Source organism: Arthrobacter sp. (genome assembly GCF_031988865.1).
Lineage (GTDB): Bacteria > Actinomycetota > Actinomycetes > Actinomycetales > Micrococcaceae > Arthrobacter_B.
Genome location: NZ_DALZXY010000014.1, coordinates 1 through 16,863, shown reverse-complemented (window position 1 = coordinate 16,863; position 16,863 = coordinate 1). Strand labels below are relative to the sequence as shown.

Sequence of the window (16,863 nt, the reverse complement as noted above, 5' to 3'; positions counted from 1 at the left end):
CCTGTCCGTCACTGCACCAACAGATTCCCTGCGGGGAGAAGTCAGGAGTAGGCAATATGGCACCCAAGAAAGTCCTGGCCGTCGTCCTCGCCGGGGGCGAGGGGAAGCGGCTGATGCCGCTCACTGCTGACCGGGCCAAACCCGCGGTGCCATTTGCCGGTAAATACCGGCTGATCGATTTTGCCCTGTCCAACCTGGTCAACTCCGGCTACCTGCAGATTGTGGTGCTCACACAGTACAAGTCGCACAGCCTGGACCGGCACATTTCCGAGACCTGGCGGCTCTCCACACAGCTGCAGAACTACGTGGCCTCAGTCCCCGCCCAGCAGCGGGTCGGCAAAAGCTGGTTCCTGGGCAGTGCGAACGCACTCTTCCAGTCGATGAACCTGATCGACGACGCGCGGCCGGACATCGTCGTCGTGATTGGTGCCGACCACGTTTACCGGATGGACTTCTCGCAGATGGTCCAGGCGCACATCGACTCCGGAGCTCCGTGCAGCGTCGCGGCTGTCCGGCAGCCGCTCTCGATGGCCGACCAGTTCGGTGTCATCGAGACCAATCCCGCGGTCCCGGGACGGATTGCGGCGTTTGTGGAGAAGCCCACAAGCACACCGGGCCTGCCGGATGATCCGGAAAGCTTCCTGGCCTCGATGGGCAACTACGTCTTCACCACCGATGCGCTGGTGGAGGCCCTGCGCGTCGACGCCGAGCGGCTGATCACCAAGCACGACATGGGCGGCGACATCATTCCGTACTTTGTGGAGCGCGGCGAAGCAGCCGTGTATGACTTCACGGAGAACGTCATCCCCGGCGCCACCGGCCGCGACCACCGGTACTGGCGGGACGTGGGGACACTGGATTCCTACTACGACGCCCACATGGACCTGATCTCCCCGCTGCCGGCGTTCAACCTCTACAACCTGCAGTGGCCCATCTATACCCGCCAGAGCATCTCCCCGCCGGCGAAGTTCGTCCGCGGACCCGCCGATGAGCCGGGCATGGCCGTGGACTCGATTGTGTCCAACGGCGCACTGATTTCCGGCGGCAGCGTCAGCGGCTCCGTACTGGCCCACGATGTCTACGTCGATGCCAAGTCCACGGTGAGCGACAGCGTCATCATGGACGGCGTCCACATCGGTGAACGCTCAATCGTCCGGCGCGCCATCATAGACAAGTTCGTGCAGGTCCCGCCCGGGGCGACGGTGGGCGTCGATCGGGAACTGGACCTGGCCCGGGGATACACGGTGACGGCATCGGGCCTTACCGTGCTGAGCAAGGGCCAGACCGTTCGGGCCGACTAGCGGCGGAGGTTCCTGCGGCAGGCTTCGCAGCAGAAGGGCTTGGCGGTGACTTGGCGGTGAAAGGGCTTTAACGGGCTGCGGCCCGGTTCGCGGTAGAGTCGAGAGGCATTAGTTTGCCTCCGCCGTGTACACCGCCGGCGGACCCACACCGCAGAAACGACTCCATGAGCAGCACTGACCTGAGCCCTGAAGACCTCGAGGCCTGTCTTCGGGTCCTGTCCCAGATCCATGTCCTCGACGAAGAACATCCGGACCACGTTGCCGTCCGCCGGGCCACCGCCAAGATGTTCAAGGCGGTCAAAAAACACCGCAAGGTCTCCAAACGGGAGGCCGTCGCCGAGGCTGACCGCGCCGTCGTCGCCCGGACCGCTACCGGAGCGCCGGACCGGATCGACGACGAAACCCGCGGCGCGCAGCTGCGCAGCTCCGCTCACGGCCCCTCGGCCGGCACTCTGCTTAAACCGCGCAACTGCTACATCTGCAAGCAGCCCTACACCCTTGTGGACTCCTTCTATCATCAGCTGTGCCCGGAATGTGCGGCCTTCAGCCACGCCAAGCGGGATGCGCGCACGGACCTTTCCGGCAAGCGCGCGCTTCTAACCGGCGGCCGGGCCAAGATCGGGATGTACATCGCGCTGCGGCTGCTCCGCGACGGTGCGCACACCACCGTCACCACCCGGTTCCCCAAGGATGCCGCCCGCCGCTTCGCGGCCATGGAGGACTCCGCAGACTGGCTGCACCGGCTGAAGATCGTGGGCATCGACCTCCGCGACCCGGCCCAGGTGATTTCGCTGGCCGACGCCGTAGCAGCTGACGGTCCCCTCGACATCCTGATCAACAACGCCGCCCAGACCGTGCGCCGTACCTCCAACGCCTACCAGCCACTAATGGACGCCGAGCTGGAAGAACTGCCGGCAGGCCGGCCTATGCCGGAACTGGTTACCTTCGGCAACACCTACAACGCGCACCCAACCGCACTGGCTGGTTCAGTTGCCTCACATCCGGTACTGGCCGGTGACGCCATCACGTCCCTCGCCCTGACCGCCGGATCCTCCTCGCTGGCGAAGCTGGACGCGGGAACCGCGATCGACGCGGGTGGCCTGGTCCCGGACACAGCGCCGATTAACAGCTGGACCCAGGTGGTGGACCAGGTGGAACCGCTGGAAATGCTCGAAGTGCAGCTGTGCAACGTCACTGCCCCGTTCCTTCTGGTCAACCGGTTGCGGCCGTCGATGGCCGCTTCCCCGGCACGGCGGAAGTACATCGTGAATGTTTCGGCGATGGAAGGCCAGTTCGGCCGCCGCTACAAGGGGCCCGGCCATCCGCATACCAACATGGCCAAGGCCTCGCTGAACATGCTCACGCGCACCAGTGCGGCGGAGATGCTTGAGACGGACGGGATTCTGATGACCGCCGTCGACACCGGCTGGATCACGGACGAACGGCCGCACCCAACCAAGGTGCGGCTCGCCGAGGAAGGATTCCACGCACCGCTGGACCTCGTCGACGGAGCGGCCCGGGTCTACGATCCGATCGTGATGGGCGAAGCGGGCGAGGACCAGCACGGAGTCTTCCTCAAGGACTACCGGCCTTCTCCCTGGTAAGCAGCCGCCGGCGCAGCGCGCCGATGGCCTTGCTGAGTTCGGAAACCACCACGATGCTGGCGGCCACCCCGATGCAGAGCAGCCACTGATCGGCGGTGAGCGGGACGGTATCGAACAATGCCTCGAACACGCCGAGCTGGACCACCAGGAACTGCAGTACAACAACGGCGCCCAGCGCCAGCCAGATGGTCCGGTTCGTGAACGTCTGCAGGGAGAACAGTGTTCTGTCACTGCGGACGTTGAGCAGGTTGAAGACCTGGTAGAAAACGAAGGTTGTAAACGCCATGGTGGTGGCGAAATTTGCACTCGCTGCCGCACTGTCCGGGAACATTGCCGGGGCCGTCAACAGGACCCAGCAGGTTCCGGCGGCCATCACCAGGCCCGAAACCAGGAGGCCGGCCAGCCGCTTTCCGGGCAGCAGGGGTTCACGGGGTTTCCGCGGCGGCTGCTGCATAACCTTGGGGTCGGTGGCGTCCACCCCGAGTGCCAGGGCCGGCGGCCCGTCCATGATGAGGTTGACCCACAGGATCTGGATCGCCGTAAACGGTGCTCCGCCGGCGAAACCAAAGGTGGCCGCGGCCAGGAAGATCAGGACGAAGCCCCAGGCCGTGGTCAGCTGGAACCGGACGAACTTGAGGATGTTGGCGTAAATCCCGCGTCCCTCTTTGACGGCGGCGACGATCGTGGCGAAGTTGTCATCGGTCAGGATCATCCGGGCGGCGCCCTTGGATACATCGGTGCCGGTGATGCCCATCGCGATCCCGATGTCTGCGCGCTTCAGTGCGGGGGCGTCGTTCACGCCGTCGCCCGTCATCGCCACCACGTCACCGTTCGCCTGGAGGGCCTCGACCACCCGGAGTTTATGCTCCGGTGAGACGCGCGCGAGCACCCCATACTCCGGTGCCCGCTCCTGCAGTTCCCCGGCACTGAAGCGGTCCAGTTCCGCGCCTGCCACCGCGCTCCCGGTGATCCCCAGGTCCTTGGCGATTGCCGACGCCGTGATGAGGTGGTCGCCGGTGATCATATGCACCCTGATGCCGGCGGCATGGGCCACCGCGATGGCCTCCCGTGCCTCGCTGCGCGGCGGGTCCATGATGCCGACGATGGCGAACAGGACCAGGCCAGCGGCAGCTTCCTTGAGTCCTCCCGCAGTCTCCGGCAGCGGCCCGGCCAGCCGCCGTCCGGCCACGGCCATGGTCCGCAGGCCGGAATCCGCCAGGGCGGCGACTTCACCGGCCAGCCGCTGACGGTCCGCCTCCTCCATCGGCTGGAGGCCGTCCGGGCCGGCGAACTCAGAACAGAGCTCCAGTACCACTCCCGGGGCGCCCTTGACGTTGCAGTACGCCGGTTCCCGGTTATCGCGGTCAGCGTTGAAAGTCGCCATGTACTTGTACTCGGAGTCAAAGGGAATTTCGGCCACACGGGGATGCTCGGCCCGCGCTCCGGCGGGATCCACGCCCGCTTTCTCTGCCAGTACCACCAGCGCGCCCTCCGTCGGGTCGCCGGTTAGCACACCGTCCGCCACTGACGCGTCATTGCACAGGGCCATCACCAGGTAGGCCTCGGTCAGGGCAGGAACCGGACGCCCGTCCGGGCTGAGGATCTTGCCGTCCACCCCGTAACCAGTCCCGGTGACCCGGAACTGCCGCCCGGTCGGTGAGACGATCCGGCGGGCGGTCATTTCATTCAGTGTGAGGGTCCCGGTTTTGTCCGTGCAGATCTGGGACGTACCACCCAGGGTTTCCACAGCGGAGAGCTGCTTGATGATCGCACCGCGGGCCGCGAGCCGGGAAGCTCCCATCGCCAGGGTGAAGGCGACGACGGCGGTGAGCCCTTCCGGAATGGTGGCAACGGCCAGCGACACCGAGGTCAGCAGCAGGCTGTTCAGGTCTTCTCCGCGGAACAGGCCGAGGATAAAGACCAGCGCAACAACACCAAGCGCGATCCACGTGAGCAGGGCGGCCAGTTGGTCGATACTGCGCTGGAGGGTAGTTTTTTCCTCCGCCGTGCTGCCGAGCAGGTGGGCAATCCGGCCCATTTGGGTGTTCATCCCGGTGCCGGTAACCACCATCACGGCACGTCCGCGGCTGATATCGGTGCCCATGTAGAGCATGCCGCTCCGGTCCGCCACGGGAACGTCCGCGGCCTGGAGGGAAGCCGCGTCCTTGTTCACCGGCTGGGACTCACCGGTCAGGGCAGCCTCGGCGGCTTGGAGCCGGACAGCTTCAAGGAGCCTGCCGTCAGCCGGTACCGAGTCCCCGGCCTCCAGCAGCACAATGTCTCCGGGCACCAGGCCGGTGCGCGGGACAGAAACCGTCCTGCCGCCGCGGCGGACACGGGCAGTTCCGACATCGGTACGGCGCAGCGCCTCCAGGCTGTTTTCCGCCCGCCGTTCTTGGACGTAGTTAAGGCTGGTGTTGAGGATGATCACCGCCAGGATAACGATCGGCGTCTCAAGATCTCCGGAAACAACGGCGCTAAGAATGGCGGCACCAATAAGAACCAGGATCAGGCGGTCGGCCAACAGGGCCAGGATCTTGCGCCAGGCCGGCACGGCAGGAGCCCCTTCGAGCTGGTTCGCCCCATACGCTGACAAGCGTTCCTCGACCTGCTGCTCGCCCAGCCCGGCTTCCGGGGAGCTGTCCAGCGCCGCAGCTGCTGCAGGCCCGCTTACGGTCCACGGTAGAGGGCCCTGTGTCTCCGGTGTGGGCGGATTGCCCGGTGGCCGGCCTGAAAGAGGGTTGCTGCCATGCTGCATGGTGCTGCCCCTGTGGTGCCCTGGTGCCGGGCGTGGAGGATGGTTCGGCCAGTCTATCAACGGGAATTGGGGCTGGTAATGGGCGGGCGCGGAGTTGGACCGCCCTGCCCGGGTGGTGGATTCTGGACTGATGCCATCAACGTCTTCCGTCCCGAAGTTCCTTCCCGGACTTGCGGCAGCTGCCGGCGCCGTAGTGCTCTGCCTCGCCCTGCACGCGCTGCTTCCGGCTGTTCCCGTCCTCACGGCGGCCGTGGTCTTGGGACTGCTGACGGGAAACCTGCCCGGGACGGCTCCGCTGGTGGCAGGAAGCTGGCGGCCGGGCCTGGCGTTGGCCGCCAAGAAGTTTCTCCGCCTGGGGCTCGTGCTGCTGGGCTTGAAGGTGTCCCTGGTAGACATCGCCGGCCTGGGCTGGCTGGCGGTGGTGCTCATTATCGCGCTCGTCGGATTTTCGTTCGCCGTGACCTACCTGATCTGCCGCGCGTTCCGGCTGCCTGGCCAGGAACCGGTCCTGATCGCCGCGGGTTTCTCGATCTGCGGTGTCTCCGCGATCGGCGCCGTCTCCGCGGCCCGGCAGATCCGGCAGGAGCAGACGGCGGTCCCGGTCGCAATGGTCACCATGTTCGGGACCCTCGCCATCGGCCTCCTGCCGCTCCTGTCCTCAGCTCTTGGCCTGTCCCCCGAAGTCTTCGGCTTCCTCGCCGGCGCTGCGGTCCACGACGTCGGGCAGGTGGTGGCAACAGCACAGACGGCCGGCACGGCGGCCCTGGCCCTTGCCGTCGTCGTGAAACTGGTCCGCGTACTGATGCTGGCACCCGTCAGTGCGCTGGCCGGCCTCCATCACCGCCGGACTGCCGGCACCGAGGGCAAAATGCCTCCCCTCATCCCGCTGTTCGTCGCGGGCTTCCTGGCCGCCGTCCTGCTGCGGACCACGGGAATCCTGCCCGAACCGTTCCTGGAAGTGGCCGCCACGCTGCAGGACCTTCTGTTTGCCGCCGCGCTCTTTGGGCTGGGGGCTTCGGTTAACGTCCGCAGCCTGGTCCGGGCCGGGGGGCCGGCTGCAGCGGCCTCGCTTGTGTCCTGGGTGATTATCCTCGCGGCGTCGCTCCTGCTGGCCGTGCTGCTGGTTCCCGCGGGCTGACACGCTTGTCTTCCCGTTTCGGCCGCGGCTAGGATCTGGCTCACTCAGGGCCGGGTATTTAGTGCCCGCCGGCGGCAGGGGGACAATATGACGGCGGTCCGCCCTCGAACGCGCCGCAGCGCCGGTCCCGCGACGACCCTCCGGCAGGCCGGCTTGCTGCCCCGGATCGCCGGGCTGGTGTGGTGTGGTCTCATCTTGTGGCTGCTCTGCTCAAACCTTGTGCTGCCGTCCTTCGGAATCTCCCGGTATGAGACGTGGGCGGCCGTGCTTTGCGGTGTGGGAGTCCTCGGACTCGCCGTGGCCGTTCCCTGGCTGCTGGCGAGGATAGATGCGGTCCTCTCCGGACTGCGGTGGCTCCGGATCCTCCTCTCGGTCCTGGGCTGGTCAGCCCTCTTCGCCGGTCAGGCCCGCGTGGCAGATGCAGTCCGGCTCCCACCGGACTGGGATGCGGCTCCGGTGTACTTTTCCGCGCTGGCGCTGGCGGACCAATCGCCGGGCGACGTGGACGTGAGCTACTTCCAGATCAACCCCAATAACGTGCTGCTGATGCTCCTGCTGAGCAGATTCCTGGAAACGGCTCAGGCCATGGGATCTACTGACCTGCGCCAGTCGGCTGCCTACCTCAACGCGGCTGTCCTCTTCTGCGGCATGCTGCTGACGTATGCTGCGGGCGCGCTTCTTGGCGGCAGGCCGGCCGCAAGGCTCACCTTGGTTCCTTCGGTTCTCCTCATCCTGCTTTCCCCCTGGCTTCCCGTTTTTTACTCGGACACGGCCGGGCTGCTGTTTCCGATCCTCATTTTCTGTCTCCTCGCCTTGGCGCTGAGATGCCGCTGGCCGGTGCGGGTTCTCCTCTGGGCAGTGGCGGGAGTTGCTGCGGCCGTGGGATACGGCATCAAACCAACGGTCCTTATCTGCCTGGTGGCCGCAGGGCTGGTGGTGCTGTTCTCGCTCCGGCGAGAAGAATGGCGCAAGGACGCTGCGGCTGCACTCCTTGCCGTGGTCGTGGCAGGGGGATCGTTTGCCGGCACGCATGCCGCGGTCCAGGCCTGGGGAAACTCAGTCGTCTTCTCCGATGATCCTGCCGCCGCCGAGCAGCTGGCCATCCCTCCAACGCATTTCCTGAAGGTTGGGGCCCAACAGTATCCAGGGCCCAACGGAGACTACTACGGTGCCTACAACGAGGCGGACCGCCAATCCACGGTTTCGATCGAGGATCCCGAGGAACGTTTCGACGCCGGCCTGGAGGCATACCGTGAGCGTGTGGAAGCCATGGGGGCCGCTGGCTATGCGGGGTTCCTGAATGCAAAGCTGCGCTGGATCAGCGGCGACGGATCGTTCTTCAGCTGGGGCGAAGGACGGATGACGGCGGATGCGTTCCTGGCCACGGATGCGCTCAGCAGAAGCGTCCAGGACTTCTACGGCCCGGGACGGCCGGGCTTTGTGGTCCTCATGTCCCTCTGGCAGGGAACGTGGTTCCTGGTGCTGGCACTCTGCGCGGTGCCCCTCTTCCTCCGTGATCCGCGACTGGAAGCCGTTGGCCCAGTTCTTGCCCGGGTGAGTCTCCTGGGGCTGTTGATCTTCCTGATGTTCTCTGAGGGCCGGGCCCGTTTCCTTTATCTTTACGTCCCCTATTTCATCGTTCTGGGAGCGGTCTCGCTCCAGTGCCTACTCGGGTGGGCGGGCCGGCGGAGAAGCGTTCGCCGGGCGGGGCAGTCTGTGGAAGCTGGGGCCAAGGTGGTTGAATGGACGGGTGTCGAACCAAAACCTGAGCCGCGAAGAAGCAGCTGACCGTTCCCGCCTGCTGACCGTAGATTCCTATGACGTTGACCTGGATCTGGGCAATGCCGCCGATCCGGCGGCCACGGGGTTCCGTTCCCGCAGCACCATCCGGTTTTCCTGCTCCGAGGCGGGTGCCTCCACGTTCCTGGACTTCATCCACGGAGGTGTGGACGCCGTCGTTGTGAACGGGATGTCCTACGACCCGGCGGAAACCGTGGTGGGGTCCCGGATCCAACTGCACAACCTTCAGGCCGGAGCCAACACGGTGTCCATCCAGGGCACCGCCCTGTACAGCCGCAGCGGTGAGGGCCTGCACCGGTTCAGCGATCCGGCCGACGGCCGGACTTACCTCTACACACAGTACGAACCGGCCGACGCCCGCCGGGTCTTCGCGAACTTCGAACAGCCGGACTTGAAGGCATCCTTCACCTTCCACGTCAATGCTCCGTCGGACTGGGAGGTCGCCTCCAACGGCGTCGAAGCCGCCCGCACGCCGCTGGAGGACGGGTCACTGAGCCGGTGGGACTTCTCCCCCACGCAGCGAATCTCCACCTACATCACCACGGTGCTGGCCGGACCGTACTTCAAGGCCTCGGACAGCTGGTCCATGGGCCTGTCCAACGGGACGGAGCTGGTGGTCCCGCTGGGAGCCTACTGCCGGGCATCACTGGCGGAGTTCTTCGATCCGGAGAGCATCTTCGACACGACCAAGCGCGGCCTGGACTACTTCCACCAGCTCTTCGCCCACCCCTACCCATTCGGCAAGTACGACCAGGCGTTTGTGCCCGAATACAACCTGGGGGCCATGGAGAACCCGGGGCTGGTGACCTTCACGGAGGCGTATGTCTTCCGGGCCAAGGCAACCGAGGCGCAGTACGAAGCCCGCGCCAACACCATCATGCATGAGATGGCGCACATGTGGTTCGGCGACCTGGTGACCATGCGCTGGTGGGACGATCTCTGGCTGAAAGAGTCTTTCGCGGACTACATGGGCGCACTGGCCGTCGACGAGGCCACAGACTGGACGAACTCCTGGGTCAGCTTCGCCAACCGGAGGAAGGCCTGGGCCTACGTCCAGGACCAGCTTCCCACCACCCACCCGATCGTGGCCGACATTCCGAACCTCGAAGCCGCCAAGCAGAACTTCGATGGAATCACTTACGCCAAGGGAGCCTCCGTCCTCAAGCAGCTGGTCGCGTACGTCGGCTTCGAGGCGTTCATCAACGCCGCCCGGACCTACTTCGCCCGGCATGCCTACGGCAACACGACTCTTGACGACTTCCTCGAAGTCCTAGGCGAGGCATCCGGGCGGGACATGCGGCAGTGGTCGCAGCTGTGGCTCCAAACGGCAGGTGTGCCGGTCCTGGAGATCGACGCCGTCACGGCGCCCGACGGAACCTGGGAGACCGTCACGGTTCTCCAGGATGCGCCGGATCCGGTGAGCGGCGAACAGGTGCCGCGGCCGCACCGCCTGCGGCTGGGCTTGTACGACTTCACCCCGGAAGGGTCGCTTGAACGCACCGGCAGTGTGGAGCTCGACGTCGCCGGGCGGCGCACGCCGGTGACGGAACTGGAGGGCCTGAACCGTCCTGCCCTCCTGCTCCCCAACGACGGAGACCTCACCTATGCCAAGATCCGGTTTGATCCGGTGTCCCTCGCGACCCTGCTGAACAGCCTTCCGCGGCTTCGTGATCCCCTGGCGCGTGCCATCTGCCTGTCAGTGCTGTGGAACAGCGTGCGTGACGGCGTTTTGTCAGCCCACGACTACGTCCGGCTAATCATCCGCACCGCACCCACGGAAACCGGCGCAGGGGTTCTGCAGGCACTGCTGGAAAACGCGCGCTTTGCCGTGGAGCGGTACGCCCCGCAGGAAATCCGCGGTGAGCTGCGTGCACAGCTTTTTGCCGCCGTCGCCGCCCAGCTGGCCGACGCCGTGCCGGGAAGCGACCTCCAGCTCATCTGGGCGCGGGCCGCTGCTGCCCTCGGACGGCGCAGCTCCAGCCATGAGTCCCTGCTGCGCGGCCTTCTCTCCGGTGAGGTTTCCTACCCGGGCCTCACCGTTGACACTGACCTGCGCTGGAAGCTGTGGCAGGCACTCGCTGGGACCGGATCGGCCGGGACAGCGGAGCTCGAGGCCGAACTCGGGAACGACAACACGGCGGCCGGACGGGTGGGCTACACCGTGGCCGCCGCGGCGCTGCCCGATCCAGCGGTGAAGGCAGACGCCTGGCGAACAGCCGTTCACACGAAGGAACTCTCCAACGAATTGCTTTCAGCCACCATCGAAGGCTTCAGCATTGGCGGTCATGACCTTCTGGATCCCTTCATCAGTGACTACTTCGCGTCGCTGACCGGGGTGTGGGCCAGCCGGAGCATTGAGCTGGCTTCACGTGTGGTCGCCGGGCTCTACCCGGCGGCGCAGGACCTGCCGCCGCACATGGTTCCTGCCGACCATCCGGTGCTGGAACTGGGCCAGGAATGGCTGGAGACCAATCCGGGGGCTCCTGCGGCGCTGCGCAGGATCATCCTCGAGCAGCAGGACCACCTGCTGAGGTCCCTCAAGGCACAGGCTGCAGCACGATAGGTCTCGGGACCAGGCCTACGGGCGCTTGGCAACGCTGAGCAGAAAGGCAGAGTCCTCAAGGGCGGTCACGGAATGCCGGGCCTGCGGAACGATCAGCAGGTCTCCGGCCGATCCTTCCCAGGATGTGCCCTCTGAACTCAGGCTGAGCCGGCCCTTGAGGACCATCACGGTCGCCTCGCCCGGATTTTCATGTTCATCAAGGATGAAGCCGGAAGCCAGGGCGATGACCGTCTGCCGGAGAATGTGCTCGTGCCCCCCGTACACAGTGGCCGAGCTTCTCCCGGAGGAAGCCTGCCGGGCCGTCTCCAAATGGTTCCTGACCAGCGCCGTCAATGACTTCTTTTCCATGCAGCGAAGTCTAAGGGCAGGCCGCGGCCAGCGGTAGCCGTGGCTACGGCACCCGGTTGATCCAGTCTGAAGTGTCGAATTTTTCGACGACCTTCGTTTGGGCCCGCTCCATTTCCGTGTCCGTGATGCCGGCCTCTTTGGCTCCATAGCGTTCCGCGAAGGTCGCCATCATTGTCCGGATGATCTCTTCCCGGCTGAGCCCGGTCTGCCGGCGCAGCGGGTCGACCCGTTTCTTGGCACTCCGGGTGCCCTTGTCGGAGAGTTTCTCCTTGCCGATCCGCAGTACATCGACCATCTTGTCGGCATCGATGTCATAGGACATGGTGACGTGGTGCAGCATTCCGCCGGAGCTAAGACGCTTCTGCGCTGCCCCGCCGATCTTTCCCTGGTCTGTGGCAATGTCATTGAGCGGCTGGTACCAGGCCTTGATGCCAAGGCGTTCGAGGGATTCCATGACCCAGGCATCCAGGAACGGATAGGAGTCAGCGAAGCTGAGGCCGTCCACCAGGGACTGCGGGATGTAGAGCGAATAGGTGATGGCGTTGCCGTGTTCCATGAACATCGCCCCGCCGCCGCTGATGCGGCGGACCACTGTCACGCCGTGGCGCTTGGCGCCGTCGGGATCGACTTCGTTGCGCAGGGACTGGAAACTGCCGATCACCACCGAGGGTGTCTCCCACTCCCAGAAGCGCAGGGTGGGGTTGCGCCGGCCGGCACCAACCTCTTCGGCCAGGACCTCGTCCATGGCCACGTGCATGTGGGTGGAGAGCGCCGTGGGAGGGATGATCTCCCATTCATGGTCCGACCAGCTGGTGGCCTTCGCCAGGGCGCGGCGTACGGTGATCGCCACGGCCTCCGGGGAGAACCCGAACAGCACTGCATCGGGGCTCAGGCGCGCCCGGATGGCGGTGCTGATCTGCTCGGCAGTACTGTCAGCCGGCAGCCCGTTCAGGGCAGCATTGATCTCCTCAAGGGCGCTGTCCGGTTCCAGGAAGAAGTCTCCGCTGAGCGAGACCGAGGCCAAGGCTCCGTCGCGGACCTGCAGGTCCACTACGACCAGCTTTCCGCCCGGCACCTTGTATTCCCCATGGCGGCTGTCGTGTTCTTCCCTCATTCTTACCCCTCTTGGACAGAGCGTCCGGACTGCTTTGACGAAATGAAAGGTCCGCCCGGACAATGCCGGACGGACCTTCCAATATTAGGCTGAAGCCTTCGAAGCGTAATGCTACTTCTTGCCGCCGAAGCCCTTGAAGCGTGCGTTGAAGCGCTCGACGCGGCCAGCGGAGTCCATGATGCGCTGCTTGCCCGTGTAGAACGGGTGCGATGCGGAGGAGATTTCCACCTCGATGAGCGGGTAGGTGTTGCCGTCTTCCCACTCAATCGTCTTGGTGGCCGTGGCCGTGGAGTTGGTCAGGAACGCGGTGTCGGACGCGAGGTCGCGGAAGACTACCGGGGCGTACTTGGGGTGGATATCAGACTTCACAGTAATACCTTCTTTAGGTGGCTGGATTTTGCCAGGCACAATGGGTTTCAAAAGCTTTGACGGCCAATTGGCCAACACTCAATCTTAGCGCAAAGAGGCCATTGACCGTAAACACGCCGCTCCCAGCCTAACGCCGGACGCTGCCGCTGCCCCAATCAGTCACCACTGCCCGGATCGAGGTAGCCATGCCGCGCGTGGTTCCGGAGTAGTCGATGAGCAGCGGCCGGTAGAGATCATCAAGCATCAGCACAACAGCCCCGGTGAACTCCCCCGGCTCGGTTGACTCGATGACGGCAGTGAGCTTTGTTGCCGGAACGCCGTTGAAATCGGCTTCGTAGTCAACAACGGCAGGCCGCGCGGATTCCAGCAGGCCGCGCAGGCGCTCCGGGTTGCCGGTGATCTCCGCGGCGTCGACGAGGACGGCGGCATAGGCTTCCTCCGGAGTTCCGTCCGCGTTGGCAGCCACCGCCACATCGCCTGTACGGAGGATGCGGCTGTCTCCGTCGATGGTGATTTCCAGCCCGGCGTCCGGGCTGCGCAGTTCCATGCTGAAGCCGGGAGCGGTGCGGAAATCCATGCTGTAGGTGTCCGGCGGCAGCCAACTGGCCATCGTCGTGACGCTTTGCCTGGCCCCTTGGCCGGCGACCATCGCCGCGGAGACGCAGGCACCGGCGTCGGCTGCCGGGAACGGGGCGGTGTCCCGGCGGAGCAGCCACTGGCACTCAGCCTGTACCTGCCCTGCCATTCCGGCCTGCGATCCGCTGACGCCAACCTGCAGGGGTGGAGGCGCCGGCGGCTCGGGTTCGGGCTCCGGGATGGGTGCCGGAATCTCCTGGGGCGCCGGCGTCCCGGTCGCTGAGGGACTCTGCGTTGCCTGCCGGGACTCCAGCTGCTCGGCCGTCGGCCCGCAGGCAGCGGCCACCGGCAGCAGCGCGGCCGCCAGGCACAGGACAGCGGTCCGCTGCAGGAACGGCGGGACGGCTCTGACCATCGAAAGGACCCCGGTATCAGTGGATGTGCATCATGCACGGCCCAGTGTTGCACCGGCTGCTCCGGAAGATAAGGGTACGGAGACGCTAAAAAACGCGGCACTCCCAAAAAGCGACGGCGCTGGCCGCGGCTACATTCAGGGAATCCACTCCCCCTTGCATCGGAATGCGGACCGTCACATCGACTTCCGCCAGCGTGCCGCGGGAGAGTCCGTCGCCTTCGGTCCCGAGGACCAGGGCCAGCCGCTCGTGCTGCCGGGCACCAAGTTCCTGCAGGGTCAGGGAATCCTCTTCCAAGGCCAATGCCGCAGTGGTGAACCCTGCCGAGCGCAGGTCGGCGAGGGCCCCTGGCCAGTCCTGCAGCCGAAGCCACGGCACTTGGAAAACGGTGCCCATGCTCACCCGGATGGCCCGGCGGTAGAGCGGATCAGCGCATTGCGGGCTGACCAGCACTGCGTCAACACCAAGCGCGGCCGCGGAGCGGAAAATAGCGCCGATGTTGGTGTGGTCCACGATGTCTTCAAGAATGGCGATGCGTCGGGCGGCAGCCAGGACAGGTGCGAGTTCCAGCGGTGCCGGCCGCTGCATCGCCGCCAGCGCCCCGCGGTGGAGATGGAAGCCGGTGATTTCCTCCAGGATGGCCGGTGTCCCGATGTAGGCAGGGACCTCCGGGAAGCGGTCGAGGATGTCCTGCAGGTCCGGAAGCCACTTATCGGCCAGGAAGAAGGAACGGGGCCGGTGGCCGGCGTCGATGGCGCGCCGCAGGACCTTCGAAGACTCGGCGATATACATGCCCTCGGCAGGCTCCCGGAGCCTGCGCAGCGACGTGTCCGTGAGCCTGGTGTAGTCGGAGACGGCCGGATCGTCAGCGGACTCCAGGCGGTAAAGACTCATCCGAAGACCATGAACCAGAGGGCCACGAGGCCGAGGACGACGATCACCGAACGCAGGATCACCGGGGAGAGCCGGCGGCCGACTGCTGCGCCCACGAATCCACCGATCAGGGAGCTGACCGCGATCAGGGCAACAACAGGCCACACGATGCGGTCAAAGGCGAAGATCATGTAGGACACGGCGGCCACGACGTTCACGCCAAGGACCAGGATGTTCTTCATGGCGTTTGCGTTCTGCATGGTGCCGTGCAGGAAAATGCCCAGGATCCCGACCAGCAGGATCCCCTGGGCCGCCACGAAATACCCGCCGTAGACGCCTGCGAGGTAGATCAGGACGATCAGTGTCAGGGACGGGCGGGAAGCATCGGGCTCTTCACCCTGTTCCTGCGAACGGGCGGCACGGGCCCGGACCCAGGACTGCAGCTTCGGTTGAAAAATGACGAAGCACAGTGCCAGCACGATCAGGAACGGTGCCACCGTGCCGAACACCGATTCGGGTAGGTGGAGCAGCAGCCAGGCGCCGGTGATTCCGCCCAGGATGGACGCCGGCAGCAGCCGAAGCAGCGTGCTCTTAAGCCCTGCGAGTTCCCGCCGGTAGCCCCAGGAGCCGGCCATGTTGCCGGCCACCAGCCCCATGGCATTGCTGATGGTCGCGGTTACGGGGGCGTACCCGAGGGCAACCAGCACCGGAAAGGTGACCAGGGTCCCGGACCCGACGATTGCGTTGATGGTTCCGGCCCAGAGCCCGGCGAAGAAGATGAGGGCATCATGGAACAGCCCGGCGGAGGACAGCAGCATGCGGCGGTGGGATCCTAGCGCCGGGCGGTGGCCGTGTAGCGGCCGGAGCTGTCCCGCTGGACGGTGAGCGGCAGATCGAACGCGGTGCTCAGGTGCTCCTCGGTGAACACTTCTTCGATTGGTCCGGCGGCCACAACAGCTCCTTCACGGAGCAGCAGGGCATGGGTGAAGCCCTGCGGCACTTCCTCTACATGGTGGGTGACCAGGACCAGGGCCGGAGCATCGGGGTCGGAGGCCAGGGCCGCCAGGCGCTGCACGAGGTCTTCGCGGCCGGCAAGGTCCAAGCCGGCCGCAGGCTCATCGAGGAGCAGCAGCTCGGGGTCGGTCATCAGGGCGCGGGCGATCTGCACGCGCTTGCGCTCCCCTTCGCTGAGCGAAGCGAACGGGCGGTTGATGTAGGTGGACATTCCCCAGTCGTGCAGGAGGCGGAAAGCGCGGCGTTCATCGAGCTTGTCGTACTTCTCGCGCCACCGCCCGGTCATGCCGTAGGCGGCGGTGAGGACAACGTTCAGCACGGTTTCGTGCTCAGGAATCTGGTTGGCCAGGGCCGCTGAGGCCAGGCCAATCCGGGGGCGGAGTTCAAAGACATCCACGGCGCCGAGGACTTCTTCAAGGATCCCGGCCATTCCGCGGGTGGGATGGATCCGGCCGCCGGCGATCTGCAGCAGAGTGGTCTTCCCGGCCCCGTTCGGTCCCATGATGACCCAGCGTTCGCCTTCCCGGACCTGCCAGTCGACGCCGTCCAACAGGGTCGTCCCTCCCCTGACGACGCTTACCCCGGCAAATTCAAGAACATCACTCATAGCAGTAGACACTAGGCTAAAGAAAGGCGGGTTGGCGAAACGCTACGCCGCCGGGCCGCCCGGCCGTTCCATCGGCCGGCCAGCGGACCGTCCCCGCCTAAACCAGCACTGAACCACTACCCAGAACGGAACCCGCATGCCCCCCGAGAGTTTCCCGGAATACAGTGTCGTCAGCTACGGGCGGGAGCTCGCCGACGCCTACCTCGGCAGCGTCCAGCAGGCAGTGGTGGATCTTGGCGCGCGGATCCTGGAGCTCGAGAACGACGGCGGCGACGGGTATGTGGTCTCCAAGCTCTTCGTCTCTTACAGCGGCGGACTGGACGCTCTCCGCCAGGCCGTGGCCGCGGCGGCCGCTGCTGCCCTGGCGGGCGGTGCGGCTCCCGCG

General features: G+C 65.7%; 13 protein-coding genes and 1 pseudogene. 6 read left to right on the top strand and 8 right to left on the bottom strand.

Translation table 11 applies throughout. The features are described 5' to 3' along the window. Positions 1–56: 56 nt before the first annotated feature. Positions 57–1,301, top strand: a complete 1,245-nt coding sequence (glgC, locus tag RTN46_RS04435; RefSeq protein WP_312179332.1) for a glucose-1-phosphate adenylyltransferase — start codon at positions 57–59, stop codon at positions 1,299–1,301. Between the two features lie 164 nt (positions 1,302–1,465). Continuing rightward, on the top strand, positions 1,466–2,905 hold the full coding sequence (locus RTN46_RS04430) for an SDR family NAD(P)-dependent oxidoreductase (RefSeq protein ID WP_312179331.1): 1,440 nt from the start codon (positions 1,466–1,468) through the stop codon (positions 2,903–2,905). Here RTN46_RS04430 and RTN46_RS04425 read toward each other — a convergent pair. Further along, positions 2,877–5,663, bottom strand: a complete 2,787-nt coding sequence (locus tag RTN46_RS04425) for a cation-translocating P-type ATPase (RefSeq protein ID WP_312179329.1) — start codon at positions 5,661–5,663, stop codon at positions 2,877–2,879. The genes RTN46_RS04430 and RTN46_RS04425 overlap by 29 nt on opposite strands. Positions 5,664–5,793: 130 nt before the next feature. On the opposite strand from RTN46_RS04425, the gene RTN46_RS04420 reads away from it, so the two are divergent. The 3 genes from RTN46_RS04420 to pepN all read left to right on the top strand — a co-directional run bounded on the left by RTN46_RS04420 (position 5,794) and on the right by pepN (position 11,164). Then, positions 5,794–6,801, top strand: coding sequence for a putative sulfate exporter family transporter (locus tag RTN46_RS04420; RefSeq protein ID WP_312179327.1), 1,008 nt, complete (start codon positions 5,794–5,796; stop codon positions 6,799–6,801). Positions 6,802–6,888: 87 nt separating this feature from the next. Next, complete coding sequence (locus tag RTN46_RS04415; RefSeq protein WP_312179326.1) at positions 6,889–8,589, top strand: hypothetical protein; 1,701 nt, start codon at positions 6,889–6,891, stop codon at positions 8,587–8,589. Then, positions 8,552–11,164: an aminopeptidase N gene (pepN, locus tag RTN46_RS04410; RefSeq protein ID WP_312179325.1), complete on the top strand. Its 2,613-nt coding sequence runs from the start codon at positions 8,552–8,554 to the stop codon at positions 11,162–11,164. Before RTN46_RS04415 ends, pepN begins: the two co-directional genes overlap by 38 nt. A gap of 15 nt (positions 11,165–11,179) precedes the next feature. Here pepN and RTN46_RS04405 read toward each other — a convergent pair whose 3' ends face one another. The 7 genes from RTN46_RS04405 to RTN46_RS04375 all read right to left on the bottom strand — a co-directional run bounded on the left by RTN46_RS04405 (position 11,180) and on the right by RTN46_RS04375 (position 16,478). After that, a complete protein-coding gene (locus RTN46_RS04405; RefSeq protein WP_312179324.1) occupies positions 11,180–11,512 on the bottom strand; it encodes a cupin domain-containing protein in 333 nt (110 codons plus the stop codon). A gap of 43 nt (positions 11,513–11,555) precedes the next feature. Further along, the gene (locus tag RTN46_RS04400; RefSeq protein WP_312179322.1) at positions 11,556–12,626 is read right to left on the bottom strand and encodes a biotin/lipoate A/B protein ligase family protein; all 1,071 of its coding nucleotides are present in this window, start codon (positions 12,624–12,626) and stop codon (positions 11,556–11,558) included. Between the two features lie 111 nt (positions 12,627–12,737). Continuing rightward, entirely contained in the window at positions 12,738–12,995 is a 258-nt protein-coding gene (locus RTN46_RS04395) for a type B 50S ribosomal protein L31 (protein WP_312179320.1), read from the bottom strand. A gap of 127 nt (positions 12,996–13,122) precedes the next feature. Continuing rightward, the gene (locus tag RTN46_RS04390; protein ID WP_312179318.1) at positions 13,123–13,986 is read right to left on the bottom strand and encodes a hypothetical protein; all 864 of its coding nucleotides are present in this window, start codon (positions 13,984–13,986) and stop codon (positions 13,123–13,125) included. A gap of 85 nt (positions 13,987–14,071) precedes the next feature. Continuing rightward, positions 14,072–14,878, bottom strand: coding sequence for an RNA methyltransferase (locus RTN46_RS04385; RefSeq protein ID WP_312179316.1), 807 nt, complete (start codon positions 14,876–14,878; stop codon positions 14,072–14,074). Continuing rightward, the gene (locus RTN46_RS04380; RefSeq protein ID WP_312179314.1) at positions 14,875–15,675 is read right to left on the bottom strand and encodes a sulfite exporter TauE/SafE family protein; all 801 of its coding nucleotides are present in this window, start codon (positions 15,673–15,675) and stop codon (positions 14,875–14,877) included. The genes RTN46_RS04385 and RTN46_RS04380 overlap by 4 nt, the downstream gene beginning before the upstream one ends. 14 nt (positions 15,676–15,689) lie before the next feature. Continuing rightward, positions 15,690–16,478 (bottom strand): ABC transporter ATP-binding protein, encoded by a 789-nt coding sequence (locus RTN46_RS04375; RefSeq protein WP_312179312.1) that lies wholly within the window; start codon positions 16,476–16,478, stop codon positions 15,690–15,692. 136 nt (positions 16,479–16,614) lie between these two features. On the opposite strand from RTN46_RS04375, the pseudogene RTN46_RS04370 reads away from it, so the two are divergent. Then, a pseudogene (locus tag RTN46_RS04370) lies at positions 16,615–16,863 on the top strand (phosphoserine phosphatase SerB); the annotation flags it as partial.

Bases quoted from the DNA above. Each gene is read 5' to 3' on its own strand.
- glgC (WP_312179332.1), top strand. From the start codon at position 57: ATGGCACCCAAGAAAGTCCTGGCCGTCGTCCTCGCCGGGGGCGAGGGG.
- RTN46_RS04430 (WP_312179331.1), top strand. From the start codon at position 1,466: ATGAGCAGCACTGACCTGAGCCCTGAAGACCTCGAGGCCTGTCTTCGG.
- RTN46_RS04425 (WP_312179329.1), bottom strand. From the start codon at position 5,663: ATGCAGCATGGCAGCAACCCTCTTTCAGGCCGGCCACCGGGCAATCCG.
- RTN46_RS04420 (WP_312179327.1), top strand. From the start codon at position 5,794: ATGCCATCAACGTCTTCCGTCCCGAAGTTCCTTCCCGGACTTGCGGCA.
- RTN46_RS04415 (WP_312179326.1), top strand. From the start codon at position 6,889: ATGACGGCGGTCCGCCCTCGAACGCGCCGCAGCGCCGGTCCCGCGACG.
- RTN46_RS04405 (WP_312179324.1), bottom strand. From the start codon at position 11,512: ATGGAAAAGAAGTCATTGACGGCGCTGGTCAGGAACCATTTGGAGACG.
- RTN46_RS04400 (WP_312179322.1), bottom strand. From the start codon at position 12,626: ATGAGGGAAGAACACGACAGCCGCCATGGGGAATACAAGGTGCCGGGC.
- RTN46_RS04390 (WP_312179318.1), bottom strand. From the start codon at position 13,986: ATGGTCAGAGCCGTCCCGCCGTTCCTGCAGCGGACCGCTGTCCTGTGC.
- RTN46_RS04385 (WP_312179316.1), bottom strand. From the start codon at position 14,878: ATGAGTCTTTACCGCCTGGAGTCCGCTGACGATCCGGCCGTCTCCGAC.
- RTN46_RS04380 (WP_312179314.1), bottom strand. From the start codon at position 15,675: ATGCTGCTGTCCTCCGCCGGGCTGTTCCATGATGCCCTCATCTTCTTC.
- RTN46_RS04375 (WP_312179312.1), bottom strand. From the start codon at position 16,478: ATGAGTGATGTTCTTGAATTTGCCGGGGTAAGCGTCGTCAGGGGAGGG.